Below are 12950 nucleotides of genomic sequence, written 5' to 3'. Positions count from 1 at the left end.
CCGGTTGGAGACCGCCGGCCGCGTCTGGCGCGCAGCTTCGGCAAGATGACAGCGGACAAGCTGAGCCCTCTTCCGGCGCATGTCAACGCCCATTGACTTCATGGCTGACGGTCGGGCCGGTTCGTGCCAGGATCGTGAGATGACCGACGCCCTGCTCGCCCGCCCCGCGCCCCGCAAGCGAAACGCCGAGGCCACGCGCGCGGCGATCCTCGAGGCCGCCAAGTCTCAGTTCGCGCTGCTGGGCTATGACTGCGCGGTGCTACGCGACATCGCCCGCGAGGCCGGCGTCGATGTCGCCCTGGTGAAGCGGTACTTCGGGGGCAAGGAGGCGCTGTTCGTCGAGGCGCTGAGAGCCTCGTTCGTGGGTGACGGGATGCGCGGCTGGGACCGCGCGACGATCGCCCAAGAGCTGGCCACGACCCTGGCCGGGAGTCCTCACGAGGACGAGGCGCGGACCCACAGGTTCCAGTTCCTGCTGCGGGCGGCCACTTCGCCCACCACCGCGCCGCTGCTGAACGTGCTGGTGCACGACCGCTTCATGGACCCGATCCGCCAGTGGCTGGGCGGGGAGGACGCCGATGCGCGGGCCCGCGTATTCGCCGCGACCTACATCGGGTTCCTGGTGGAACGCCTCGTGCGGGGCGAGGCGCTCCACGGCCGTGAACGCCAGGTGTTCATTGAACGCGTCACCGCGGTCTTCGCCGGCCTGATGACCGACGAGGCTGCAGGGGCGTGAGCGGAAACCCCTCGCTGGGTTAGTGGACGGAGACCGGGGCCAGTTCGTGCGCCAGGGCGGCGGCCATGGCCGCGTCCCGGTCGGTCAGGATCGCGAGGCGTTCGCCATCGGCGCGGTGCACCGCATACAGCGTCTGTTCCGGATCGAGCTCGAAGCTCTGGATCTGGGACGGGTGCGTGTTGGCGATGATCTCGGCGGCCTTGATCGGCCGCACGTAGACAAGGCTGGGCGCGCCCAAGGCGGCAAAGGCTTCAGTCGTAAGAATAGGCGTCATCATGACCACCTCCAAAAAACTCAACGCTCCGAAAGGCCGCCGGTTCAGCCGGCCCTTCATTTGATGGGACGCCGGCTTGTCCGGCCGCCCCGGGTATTACGTCCTGCTCAACTCAGCCCACCGTGCGGATCGGTATCGATTGCACGCGTTTCTCGGGCTCGGGCCGAGCGAGGTCGATGTGGAGCAGGCCGTGCTCCAGGATCGCGCCTTCCACCACCATGCCGTCGGCCAGCACGAAGCTTCGCAGGAAGCCCCGGGCGGCGATGCCACGGTGGAGATAGGCGTCTTCGGATCGGGCCGTGGCGCCGTCACGCTTGCCGATGACCACCAGCTGGCGGTCCTCGACCGTCACGCTGAGCTGGTCGGGCGAGAAGCCCGCCACCGCCAGCGTGATGCGCAGGTCGCCGTCGCCGCGATCCTCCACGTTGTAGGGGGGATAGCTTTCGGCGGCGGCCTTGGCCGCGCGTTCGATCAGGCTTCGGGTGTGCTCGAAACCCAGGAGAAAGGGACTGTCGAAGATCAGGCTACGGTTCATCCACAGAGTCCTCGCAGGAAGCGACTCTCCGGCCGACACGCCCGATATCGGCACGTTTCGACCGGACCCTCCCTATGTGGGGATCGGGATCGAAAGGATCAATGCGCCCGGAAGGCCCAGAGGCGCTGGAGCACGAATGACAGCGCCGGCACGGCCACGGCGACCACCGCCAGGCCGGCGCCGAACGGCCAGCCGCCCCGTTCCACCAGCAGCCAGGTGAGGCCCTGGGTCAGCGCCAGGCCGAGCAACGACACCAGCACGAACCGCACGAACTGCGGCCCGTGCCAGAGCGCGCGGCGGAAGGTGAAGCGCGCGTTGCCCAGGTAGCTGACGCCGACAGCCGCTGCGTAGCCCGCGAAATTCGCCGCCATCGGCGAAAGGCCCGCGAGCTCGCGGGCCGCCAGGGCGGCGGCCACATGGGTCAGGGTGGCGGCGGCGCCGACGATGGCGAACAGCGGGACCTGCTGGAGGAGCGGCCGCTCGGTCATCCTTCGCTCTTCATGGGCGCTCGGCGATCAGCAGGATCGAGACGCCGAACGGGATGTCTGTCGCCCGCAGGATCGCCTTCTCGGCCCCGAACAGGCGCCGCAGCAGGCCGTTGAGCGGCGCGGGCGGCAGGGCCTCGTCGTCGCCGCCCTTGATGCCCGCCGCCGACTTGGCCAGGCGCACGGCGGCGATCGGCGGGAACAGCACCGAATTGAAGTGGGTGGCGCGGCGCACCTTGAGCCCCGCGGCGTCGAACAGGCGGCGGTAGGCGGGCATCGAATAGCGGCGCTTATGGTGGTGGTGGGCGTCGTGCTCGCTCCACATCCACGGGTAGGCCGGCACGGTGGTGACCAGGAATCCGCCGGGCTTCAGCAGGGCGCCCAGGGCCGCGACGGCGCCGGCGTCGTCGTCCACGTGCTCGACCACGTCGAAGGCGGCCACCATGTCGAAGAGGCCGCCCAGGTCGGGCAGGCCGTCGGGCAGGAGGCCGCCGTCCACCGGCACGCCCGACTGCTCGGCCGCGTAGGCGCGGGACTCGGCGTCGGGCTCGATGGCGCGGACGTCGCCGAAGGCCTTCAGCAGTTCGAGGTTGCCGCCAGGGCCGCAGCCCACCTCCAGGATGCGGGCCGGCCGGGGCAGCGGCAGGCGGGAAATCTCGGCCGACAGGATCTCGCGCCGGGCGGTGAACCACCAGTGGGTCGCCTGGAGGCCGCGCATGCGGTCGTAGATGCGGCGTTCCATCAGTCGTCGAACCCGACGCGGTCGCGGATGAGGTAGATGGGGCGGCCCTTCACCTCCTGGTACATGCGCCCGATGTACTCGCCCAGGACGCCCAGAGCGATCATCTGCAGCGCGAAGGCGAACAGGATCACCACCATCAGCGAGGCGTAGCCGGGCACGTCGCGCCCGACCACCAGCACCCGGACCACGATGATCGCCGCCGCCAGCAGGGCGACGACCGCCGACGTTGCGCCCACCACCGTCCAGACCCGCAGGGGGGCCGTCGAGAAGGAGGTCATCCCGTCCAGCGCAAAGCGGAACAGGCGGCGATAGGGAAAGGAACTGGTCCCCGCCACGCGCTCGGGCCGCACGTAAGGCACGCCCACCTGGCGGAAGCCCACCCAGGCGAACAGTCCCTTCATGAACCGGTTGCGCTCGGGCAGCGCCTTCAGGGCTTCGACCACCGCGCGGTCCATCAGGCGGAAGTCCCCGGTGGAGGCCGGGATCTCGCGCTCGGCCAGCCAGTTGAACGACCGATAGAACAAGCCCGCCGTCCAGCGCTTGGCGCGAGTGTCGGACGACCGGTCGGCGCGCACGCCGTAGACCACGTCGTAGCCCTGCTCCCACAGCGCCACGAAATCGGCGATCAGCTCGGGCGGGTCCTGCAGGTCGGCGTCCAGCGGGACGACGAGGTCGCCGAGGGCGACGTCGAGACCGGCGGTCAGCGCCGCCTCCTTGCCGAAGTTGCGCGACAGGCCGACCAGGCGGATGCGCGGGTCCCCGGCGGCGCGGGCGGTCATCCGCGCCCAGGTGTCGTCGCGGCTGCCGTCGTCGACGCAGACGATCTCCAACGCCAGGCTCAGCTGGCCCACCGTGGCGTCGAGGCGCTGGAACAACGCGTCCAGCACCTCGGCCTCGTCGTGCATCGGGATGACGAGGCTGAGCGTCCGGCCGACGCGGGTCCGCGCAGGCGAGGCCAAGGGGGCGCCCTGAGTCGAAACGCTCGGTGGCGAAACGCTCGGCGGGGCCGCGGTCACTGGGCGACGAAGCCGATAGTCACCGAGTCGAAGACGCCCGTCTTGTCGGCGGACACGACCCGCACGACGGCCTGGTGCGGCCCTGGCTTGATGACGCCGGCGGGCAGGGTGACCGTGAAGCCCGTGTTCTCGAGCGCCGGGGTCTTGAAGTAGTCGGCCACGTCCTTGCGCTGATGGCCATAGCTGGTGGGATAGGCCACGCCATCGATCACGATATCGACCGCCGCGCCGGGCGCCTTGGCCACGGGATCGAAGCCGAAGCCGGTCAGGGTGACGGGCCCCGACGCGCTGATCCTGGCGGGCGTGTTCACCGGGTCCTTGGCGTCGTTGATGACGTCCAGCGAGAAGCCGGCCATCTCGGCGCGCTTGGACAGGTTCGCCGAGGCGGCGGCCGGAGCGGCGGGCGCGGCCGTGGCGGGCGCCGCCGTCGCGGGCTCGGCCGGTCGGGGCTTGGGCTGGTCGCAGGCGGCGAGCGAGAGGCAGGCCAGGACGGCGAGCGGCGTCGTAACGGATTTCAAGGGTCGGATCTCCCGGTCAGGAGGGCTGATTGCCACAACCGCTGGGCGCGGAGAAGGCCGCGGGCGTCATCGTCGGCCCGGTCGCGCGATCAGCAGTCCCAGCGAGGCCAGGGCCACCAGGGCGCCCAGCACGTTGGAAGGGAAGATGTAGCGCGCATCGGCCGCGGGACTGGCGACGAACAGCAGCGCCGGATAGGCGAAGACCCCCGCCAGCATGGCCAGCAGCAACGGCGCGTACGCGCGCTCGCGCAGGGCCGCCATCCCGCCCAGCACCAGGGCCAGGACGTACAGCCAGAACGGCCGGGTCCACAGGGACGGTTGGGACTCGAGGATGCGATGCACGACCTGGGCCGAGAGCTCGGGGTGGGCGAGCGTCAAGCCGAAGCTGTTGGCGTCGATCCCGGCGTGGGTGGGATAGAACACCCCATCCTTGGCCATTCCCATCTGTTCGACGAACACTGCCGTGCGGTGCGAGAGGTAGCAAACCGGCTCCTTCAGGATCACCGGCAGCCATGCGCGCTGGACCTGTCCGCCGGCCTCGCCCTCGAGCAGCGCGGGCACGCCGGGCCGCTTGGCCAGCGTCATGTGCAGGTGGCGCGGATCGTAGGCCTTGCGCAGGTGATAGGCGCTGGTTCCCGGCGGCGCGATGCCCGGGGGCAGGTAGTTCCTGTCGGCGCACGCCGAGATGCCGATAAGGTCGAACTGCTGGGTGCCGCCCAGGCTGGCCGGCGCCGGCATCCGCAACAGGTCGGGCAGCCGCCATTGGGTCGAGGCCCAGGCCAGGCCCAGGGCGCCGACGACGCAGACCACGACGAAGGGACGGGCAAAGCGGGTGGGTCGTCCCAGCAGCGGCGACCAGACCATCAGCGCCAGCAGGCAGGCCACCAGGACGAAGGCGTTGTAGCGCAGCGCCACCGCACACCCGAACGCCAGGATCGCCGGCGCCAGCAGCAGCGGCTGTCCATAGCGCGCCGCCAGCAGCCACAGCGCCAGGCCCAGTAACGCGAAGCTTGCGGTCGGCACGTCGCGCCAGTGGGCCAGCATGGGGCCCAGCACCGCCGGCGACAGGGCGATCACGGCGGCGAACGCGACGCAGAGCAGGAAGGCGACGGCGCGGTTGCGCACGAAGAGGTGCAGCACCACCGCGGCCGATGCGAAGAGCGTGGCGGTCTGGAACACAAAGACGCCCCAGGTGGAGGCGCCCAGCCGCTCGCTGACCTGGAACATGTAGGTGTGCAACGGCGGCCACAGCATGGTCTGCACGCCGTAGCGGGCCTGTTGGTAGGCGAAGAGGCTGTCGTACGACATGAAGCCCGGCCACGCAGGGTAACATACCAGGGCGGTGGCGACGGCGGCGAACAGCAGCGAGGCCAGCCAGCCGGGTTCGCCCAGTTGTGTGGCCAGGGAAGATGGAGGGCGCGCCATGGCTAGAGCTCCACGGCGCCCAGCGCGCAGACCGCCCGGCCGTTGTCGATGACGCCGAAGGCTCTGACGTGGCCCGTGAGCGCGTAGGCGATCCCCTCCCAGCCGGTCGTGGGCGAGGTGACGGCCGGGACGACGTTCGGCACGTCGGGGCGGCTCTGGCCCGTCTCGCCGACGCCCACGATGATGTCCGACGCGTCCACGAGGACCACGCGCGGCACAGGCGCCTTGGCGGCATACTCCCAGGCCCAGCCCACGATGACGGCGCCGGGCGGCTGGCCGCGGTGAACGCGGATCACGCGATCGGTATTGCCCATGCAGACGCCGTCCGCGGGGAAGACCGCGCGCAGCGGCTTGCCCATCAACGGCGCCGCCCAGGCAGGGACGGGCGGCGCCGGCCCGTCGTCGCCCGGCAGCGCCTTCTTGGGGTTCGGCGGCAGGGCGCGCGGGGCCTTGGACGTCTCGGGGTTGGTCCAGTCGGGGCGCGAGCAGGCCGAGAGCGCGAGCAGGGCCAGCCCCGCCACGGCGATCCGGGCGGCATTGGCGGTCGTCCGTGCGGCCGGCGTCAGCATGCCCCATTGGTAGGGCGCGAAGCGGCGCCGCGTCGAGGCCTGGGTTGAGAGCACGGGTCGCCGAAAAGGAGAAGGCCCGCAGCGGTAGCTGCGGGCCTCCATGGTGGAGCTAAGCGGAGTCGAACCGCTGACCTCTTGAATGCCATTCAAGCGCTCTACCAACTGAGCTATAGCCCCGAGGTCCGGGTCTTCCCAAGGGCGGGCCCCCAGGAAGGCGCGGAACCTATTCAAACCGGTTCCCGCGATCAAGCCCACTTTGTAAGCTTTTTTGACGCGGGGTCCGCGCGGGCTTGGTGACCCGCGCAGCCGGGGATTAGCGGTCCTCGTCGCCCTCGCCCGGAAGGCCTTCGATTTCCGAGTCGTCGAAGTCGTCTTCGTCCTCGTCCTCAAGGAACGGGACGTCGTCGTCCTCGGCTTCGGCGTCGTCGTCGGTGAACTCGCCGAGGTCTTCCGAGACCGCGCCGGCGCCCGGTTCGTCCACCGTGTCGTCGTCGTCGGTGACGAGCGGCGGTTCGTCGACCACTTCGTCCAGTTCCGGCGTGACGGCCTCGTCCTCTTCTTCGTCCTCGTCGGCGTCCTTGTCGGCGACCTGATCTTCGACCTGGTCGTCGTCGGGCACGATGGTGCGCGCACGGACACGGCGGTTGCGGACGGCTTCGTCAGGATCGAACTCGTGCGCGCACTTCGGACAGTGCGCGGGACGTTTGCCCAGATCGTAGAACTTGGCCTGGCAGTTCGGGCAGATTTGCTTGGTGCCCAGTTCGGGATTTGCCAAAGGCGGCGACCCTCTAATATTGAAATTCCGCGGAGGCGGCGTCCCTTGCCACGGAGGGGGCCGGCTGTCAAAGCAATCGCCCCCGACATTCCACCCCGCATCCGGAGGCGCGTTTCGAGACATGACGGCGGCGAACCTGACCGCCAGGCGCGCAGGCCCCCTGAAGGGCGTCGTGCGGGCTCCGGGGGACAAATCCATCAGCCATCGCGCGCTCATCCTGGGCGCCCTGGCCAGCGGCGTGACCGAGATCGAGGGCCTGCTCGAAGGCGACGACGTCAAGCGGACGGCCGCGGCCATGGCCGCGTTCGGCGCGGGCGTGGAACGGCTGGGAAGTTCTGAGCACGGCGGGGGCAAGTGGCGCGTCGAGGGCCGGGGCGGCTTCTCCGAGCCGGCCGACGTGGTCGACTGCGGCAACGCCGGCACCGGTGTGCGGCTGATCATGGGGGCGGCGGCCGGGTTCGACATGGCCGTCACGTTCACGGGCGACCAGTCTCTGCGCGGGCGGCCGATGAACCGCGTGCTGAAGCCGCTGGGCCAGATGGGCGCCACATGGATCTGCCGCCAGGGCGGGCGCCTGCCGCTGACGCTGAAGGGCGGAAACCTGCGGAAGATCGCCTACACGCTGCCCGAGCCGTCGGCGCAGGTGAAGTCGGCGGTGCTGCTGGCGGGCCTGCATGCCGAGGGCGGCGCCGAGGTGATCGAGCCCGAGGCCACTCGCGACCACACCGAGCGGATGCTGCGGGGCTTCGGCGCCGAGATCGAGGTGCGTGAGCTCGGCGCCGGGCGCCACGTGATCCTGCCGGGCGGCCAGACGCTGCGCGGGACGAAGATTCATGTGCCGGGCGACCCGTCCTCGGCCGCGTTCCCGCTGGTGGCCGCCCTGGTCACGCCGGGGTCGGAGGTCACCGTGCAGGGGATGCTGCTGAACCCGCTGCGCATCGGCCTGCTGGAGACGCTGGGCGACATGGGCGCCGACATCTCGGTGACCAATGTCCGCGACGAGGGCGGCGAGACGGTGGCTGACGTCACCGCGCGGCATTCCGAACTCGAGGGCGTCGAGGTGCCGCCCGAGCGCGCGCCGTCGATGATCGACGAGTATCCGATCCTGGCCGTGGCCGCCGCTTTCGCCAGCGGCAGGACCGTGATGCGCGGAATCGGCGAGATGCGGGTGAAGGAAAGCGACCGCATCGCCCTGATGGCGGCGGGGCTCGCGGCCTGCGGCATCGGCGTCGAGGAGGAGCCCGAGACCCTGACCGTCGTGGGCGCCAAGCGCGGCAACCACCTGGTGGCCGGCGGGGCGGGCGTCACCACCCACGGCGACCACCGCATCGCCATGAGCCACCTGATCCTGGGGATGGCCGCCGAGGCGCCCGTCAGCGTCGACGAACCCGGCATGATCGCCACCAGCTTCCCGGGCTTCGTCGCGATGATGCGCGGGCTGGGTGCGGAGATCGGCGAAGCGGTCGACGCCTGATGGCCTTCGTCATTGCCGTCGATGGGCCTGCGGCGTCCGGGAAGGGGACGATCGCGACGCGGCTGGGGGCCATGTTCGGGCTGCCGGTGCTGGACACCGGGCTCCTATACCGGGGCGTGGGCGTGCTGACGGAACGGGCCGGGGCAGACCCGGACGACCCGCGGGCGGCGGGCGCGATCGCGGCCACCCTGACCGCCGGGCAGTTGGACGATCCGGCGCTCAGGACCCGTGCGGCGGGCGAATTGGCCAGCCGGGTGGCGATCCACCATCCCGTGCGGGCGGCCCTGCTCGACTTCCAGCACACCTTCGCCGGCCAGCCGGGCGGCGCCGTTCTGGACGGGCGTGACATCGGCACGGTGATCTGTCCGCAGGCGCCCGCCAAGCTGTACGTCACCGCCACGCCGGAGGTGCGCGCCGAGCGCCGCTGGAAACAGCTCAAGGGCCAGGGCGAGGACGTCGGCTACGACGACGTGCTGGCCGATATCCGCAAGCGCGACGCCCGCGACGGCGCCCGCGACGCCGCCCCGATGGTGGCCGCGCCGGACGCCCAGTTGCTCGATACGACCGAAATGACTATAGAGCAGGCCGCCGATGCAGCCCGCCGCATCGTCGAGGCAGCGCGCGCGCGCTGGGAAGGCTCGCAAGAGACGACCTAGCCCGCAAATCCAACCGCGCCTTTCCCTCGGTCGCTGCGGGCAAATCTCACCGCGTGGGCCCTTCCTCCGGGAAGCCGACTGCGCCTTCGGTTGCAACCCTTAACCCGACCAGCGGGACTCCGTCCGTCATCCCTCGGGATGCGCGGGGGCCGTGGTCATTCGAAGACGAAAGACAATATGGCTGACGATATGAGCCTGAACCCCACGCGCGACGATTTCGCCGCGCTGCTCGACGAGTCCCTCGGCGGGCGCGACTTCATGGAAGGCCAAGTGGTCCACGGCAAGGTCGTGGCCATCGAGAAGGACTTCGCCATCGTCGACGTCGGTCTGAAGACCGAAGGCCGCGTGTCGCTGAAGGAATTCTCGGCGCCGGGCGAAGACAAGCCGCCGCTGAAGGTGGGCGACACCGTCGAGGTGTTCCTGGAGCGCGTCGAGAACGCGATGGGCGAGGCCGTCATCAGCCGTGAAAAGGCCCGCCGCGAGGAAGCCTGGACCCGCCTGGAAGAAGTCTACGCCAAGAACGAGCCGGTGATGGGCGTCATCGTCGGCCGCGTGAAGGGCGGCTTCACCGTCGATCTGGGCGGCGCCTCGGCGTTCCTGCCCGGTTCGCAGGTCGACATTCGCCCGGTGCGCGACGTCGGCCCGCTGATGGGTCGCGAACAGCCCTTCGCCATCCTGAAAATGGACCGTCCGCGCGGCAACATCGTCGTCTCGCGTCGCGCCATCCTGGAAGAAGCCCGCGCCGAGCAGCGCACCGAACTGGTGTCGCAGCTGCAAGAGGGTGAAGTCCGCGAAGGCGTGGTCAAGAACATCACCGACTACGGTGCGTTCGTGGACCTGGGCGGCATCGACGGCCTGCTGCACGTCACCGACATGAGCTGGAAGCGCGTCAACCACCCGAGCCAGGTCCTGGCCGTGGGCGACACCGTCAAGGTGCAGATCGTCAAGATCAACCCCGACACCCAGCGCATCTCGCTCGGCATGAAGCAGCTCCAGTCCGACCCGTGGGACGGCGTGGAAGCCAAGTACCCGGTGGGCGCGAAGTTCACCGGCCGCATCACCAACATCACCGACTACGGCGCCTTCGTGGAGCTGGAAGCCGGCGTCGAGGGCCTGGTGCACGTGTCGGAAATGTCGTGGACCAAGAAGAACGTCCACCCCGGCAAGATCGTCTCCACCTCGCAGGAAGTCGACGTGGTCGTGCTGGACGTCGATCCGTCCAAGCGCCGCGTCTCGCTGGGCCTCAAGCAGGCCCTGGCCAATCCGTGGGAAGCCTTCGTGGCGGCTCACCCGATCGGCTCGGTCGTCGATGGCGAGGTCAAGAACGCCACCGAGTTCGGCCTGTTCATCGGCCTGGAAAACGACATCGACGGCATGGTGCACCTGAGCGACCTGGACTGGGCCGTGTCGGGCGAAGAAGCCATCGCCAAGTACCAGAAGGGCGAGTCCGTGAAGGCCCGCGTCCTGGACGTCGACGTCGAGAAGGAGCGCATCTCGCTCGGCATCAAGCAACTGTCGGGTGACCCGCTGCAAGGCGACACCTTCCGCAAGGGCCAGACCGTCACCACGACCGTCACCGAGATCACCTCGGGCGGCATCGAGGTGAAGTTCGGCGAGGACGACGCGCCGATGACGGCGTTCATCCGCAAGTCGGACCTGAGCCGTGACCGCGCCGACCAGCGCCCCGAGCGTTTCGCCGTCGGCGACCGCCTGGACGCCCAGGTGACCAACGTCGACAAGGCCGCGCGTCGCGTGTCGCTGTCGGTGAAGGCCCTGGAAATGGCCGAGGAAAAGGAAGCCATCGAGCAGTTCGGCTCGTCGGACTCCGGCGCCTCGCTGGGCGACATCCTGGGCGCGGCTCTCCGCGAGAAGGCCCAGAAGGAATAGTCGGGTTGTTCCCCGCGGGGAGCTTCGGCTGACCTGATCAGGGCTCCCGCTCGAAAGAGCGGGGGCCCTTTTCTTTATCCCCTCTACCCCGCGCGCCGGAGGCGGGACGAGAGGGAGAGGAGCTTCCGTTTCTCGGTACGACCTCTATCGTCCTGCCGAAGCCTTCGAAGGACCGCCAGTGCTGCTGCGTTTCGCCACCACCCTGACCCTCGCGTTCGTAATCGCCGCGCCCGCGCTCGCCGCGCCCAAGCCGGCCTACGGTCCGCCGCCGAAGTGGGTGCAGGTGGCCGAGGCGCCGCCCGCGCCGCCGGCCGACAATGCTCCAGCCGTCCAGACGCTGCTCGACGACAACCAGAGCCGCCTGACCCCGCAGGGCGACGCCTACTACAACCGCCGCGTCCGCAAGATTCTGAAGGCCGAGGGGCTGCCCTCGATGACCTCGTTCAGCGTCACCTGGGATCCCGACGACGAACAGGTGACCGTCCACACCCTGCGGATCATCCGCGACGGCAAGACCATCGACCTGCTCGACAAGGGCAAGAAGATGCTGGTCCTGCGGCGCGAGCGCGACCTGGAGCGGGCGATGCTGGACGGGCGGATGAGCGCCAGCCAGCAGATCGAGGGCCTGCAGGTGGGCGACATTCTGGACGCGTCGTGGACCCACGCCGGGCGCGATCCGGTCGCCGGCAACCGCAGCTACGACATGGAAGGCCTGTCCTTCCCGGGGGTGGCGAGCCGCTATCGTGCGCGCCTGTCGTGGCCGACGGGCACGCCGGTCCGTTACCGGACCACCGAAGGCTTCGGCGAGCCAAAGAAGACCGAAGCCGACGGCTGGACGTTCCTGGAGCTGGACGCGACCAACATCCAGGCGCCGAAGCCGCCTGTGGGCGCCCCCCAGCGCTATCGCCGGCTGGGCACGTTGGAGGCGTCCAGCTTCGCGAGCTGGAATGAGATTTCCCAGATCATGGCGCCCTTGTATGCGCGGGCCGCGACCATCGACCCGGCCTCGGACCTGCGCGCCGAGATCGCCGCCATCGCCCAGAAGAGCGCCGATCCCAAGGTGCGCGCCTTCGAGGCGCTGAAGCTGGTCGAGGACAAGACCCGCTACTTTTTCATCGGCATCGGCGACGGCGGCTATGTGCCCGCCCCGGCGGACGAGACGTGGCGGCGCAAGTTCGGCGACTGCAAGGGCAAGACGGTGCTGCTGCTGGCGATCCTGAAGGAGCTGGGCGTCGAGGCCGAGCCCGCCCTGGTCAGCCTGGGGTTCGGCGACGGGATGGACGGGCGGCTGCCCTCGCTGGCGGCGTTCAACCACGTGATCGTCCGCGCCACCGTCGGCGGCAAGGTCTACTGGCTGGACGGCACCCGCACCGGCGACCGCAGCGGGCTGGACGCCCTGAAGCCCCCGCCTCACCGCTGGGCCCTGCCGATCCGCAGCGCCGGCGCCGACCTAGAGGCCATCGTCCAGCCGCCGCTGGACGCCCCGATGATCGAAGCCCGGCTGCGTTTCGACGCCACGAAGGGGCTGGACGAGCGGGCGGGCGTGTCGATGAGCACGCGCCTGACGGGCGACGCGGCCAACGCCATGCGCCAGGCCGTCGCGACGAACACCCGCACCGATCTGGAACGCGCGTTCCGCCAGCAGATGTCGGCGGGGATGAGCTGGGTCGAGCTGGAGAAGATCGACTGGCAGGACGACGCCCAGAACGACGCCTTCGAACTGCGCGCCAGCGGCACCGCCGACCTGGACTGGCGCAAGAACCCCGACCTCGGCGTGCGCGAATACAAGGTCTCGACCTCGACCAACCAGACGCCGGGATTCCCGCGCCGCGAGCCGGGCCCGAACCGCGATGCGCCG

The 12950-nt window shown here is 69.9% G+C and carries 14 protein-coding genes and 1 tRNA gene; 5 read left to right on the top strand and 10 right to left on the bottom strand.

What is annotated here, in order from left to right:
- The first annotated feature begins 139 nt into the window (after window positions 1-139).
- Entirely contained in the window at window positions 140-736 is a 597-nt protein-coding gene (locus EPN98_RS08995) for a TetR/AcrR family transcriptional regulator (protein WP_293362350.1), read from the top strand.
- Window positions 737-755: 19 nt separating this feature from the next.
- Here the strand turns inward: EPN98_RS08995 and EPN98_RS08990 are convergent, their stop codons facing one another.
- The 10 genes from EPN98_RS08990 to EPN98_RS08945 form a co-directional block, all read right to left on the bottom strand.
- Window positions 756-1013 carry a DUF1150 family protein gene (locus tag EPN98_RS08990; RefSeq protein ID WP_293362349.1) on the bottom strand — a complete coding sequence of 86 codons (258 nt, stop codon included), beginning with the start codon at window positions 1011-1013 and terminating at the stop codon, window positions 756-758.
- A gap of 109 nt (window positions 1014-1122) precedes the next feature.
- Window positions 1123-1545: an Hsp20 family protein gene (locus EPN98_RS08985; RefSeq protein ID WP_293362348.1), complete on the bottom strand. Its 423-nt coding sequence runs from the start codon at window positions 1543-1545 to the stop codon at window positions 1123-1125.
- Window positions 1546-1643: 98 nt separating this feature from the next.
- Window positions 1644-2033, bottom strand: coding sequence for a GtrA family protein (locus EPN98_RS08980; protein ID WP_293362347.1), 390 nt, complete (start codon window positions 2031-2033; stop codon window positions 1644-1646).
- Window positions 2034-2043: 10 nt separating this feature from the next.
- Window positions 2044-2772, bottom strand: a complete 729-nt coding sequence (locus EPN98_RS08975; RefSeq protein ID WP_293362346.1) for a class I SAM-dependent methyltransferase — start codon at window positions 2770-2772, stop codon at window positions 2044-2046.
- On the bottom strand, window positions 2772-3731 hold the full coding sequence (locus tag EPN98_RS08970) for a glycosyltransferase family 2 protein (RefSeq protein WP_293362345.1): 960 nt from the start codon (window positions 3729-3731) through the stop codon (window positions 2772-2774). Before EPN98_RS08970 ends, EPN98_RS08975 begins: the two co-directional genes overlap by 1 nt.
- Window positions 3732-3784: 53 nt before the next feature.
- Window positions 3785-4306, bottom strand: coding sequence for a hypothetical protein (locus EPN98_RS08965; RefSeq protein ID WP_293362344.1), 522 nt, complete (start codon window positions 4304-4306; stop codon window positions 3785-3787).
- Window positions 4307-4372: 66 nt separating this feature from the next.
- Window positions 4373-5731 (bottom strand): hypothetical protein, encoded by a 1359-nt coding sequence (locus EPN98_RS08960; protein ID WP_293362343.1) that lies wholly within the window; start codon window positions 5729-5731, stop codon window positions 4373-4375.
- A 2-nt stretch (window positions 5732-5733) separates the two neighbouring features.
- Window positions 5734-6354 (bottom strand): hypothetical protein, encoded by a 621-nt coding sequence (locus EPN98_RS08955; protein ID WP_293362342.1) that lies wholly within the window; start codon window positions 6352-6354, stop codon window positions 5734-5736.
- Window positions 6355-6401: 47 nt separating this feature from the next.
- Window positions 6402-6477 (bottom strand) — tRNA-Ala (locus tag EPN98_RS08950).
- Window positions 6478-6613: 136 nt separating this feature from the next.
- Entirely contained in the window at window positions 6614-7075 is a 462-nt protein-coding gene (locus tag EPN98_RS08945) for a TIGR02300 family protein (RefSeq protein ID WP_293362341.1), read from the bottom strand.
- A 121-nt stretch (window positions 7076-7196) separates the two neighbouring features.
- Between EPN98_RS08945 and aroA the strand changes: the two genes are divergently transcribed.
- From aroA to EPN98_RS08925, 4 genes are all read left to right on the top strand, one after another.
- Window positions 7197-8549, top strand: a complete 1353-nt coding sequence (gene aroA / locus EPN98_RS08940; RefSeq protein ID WP_293362340.1) for a 3-phosphoshikimate 1-carboxyvinyltransferase — start codon at window positions 7197-7199, stop codon at window positions 8547-8549.
- Window positions 8549-9205 carry a (d)CMP kinase gene (gene cmk / locus EPN98_RS08935; protein ID WP_293362339.1) on the top strand — a complete coding sequence of 219 codons (657 nt, stop codon included), beginning with the start codon at window positions 8549-8551 and terminating at the stop codon, window positions 9203-9205. The genes aroA and cmk overlap by 1 nt, the downstream gene beginning before the upstream one ends.
- Window positions 9206-9382: 177 nt before the next feature.
- Window positions 9383-11092 (top strand): 30S ribosomal protein S1, encoded by a 1710-nt coding sequence (rpsA, locus tag EPN98_RS08930; protein WP_293362338.1) that lies wholly within the window; start codon window positions 9383-9385, stop codon window positions 11090-11092.
- A 178-nt stretch (window positions 11093-11270) separates the two neighbouring features.
- The coding region (locus tag EPN98_RS08925) for a DUF3857 domain-containing protein (RefSeq protein WP_293362337.1) at window positions 11271-12950 on the top strand (1680 nt) is incomplete at its 3' end.

The sequence above is a fragment of the Phenylobacterium sp. genome (genome assembly GCF_004299445.1).
Classification (GTDB): domain Bacteria; phylum Pseudomonadota; class Alphaproteobacteria; order Caulobacterales; family Caulobacteraceae; genus Phenylobacterium.
The sequence above is the reverse complement of the archived record's forward strand: the minus strand, read 5'-3'. Positions and strand labels throughout refer to the sequence as shown.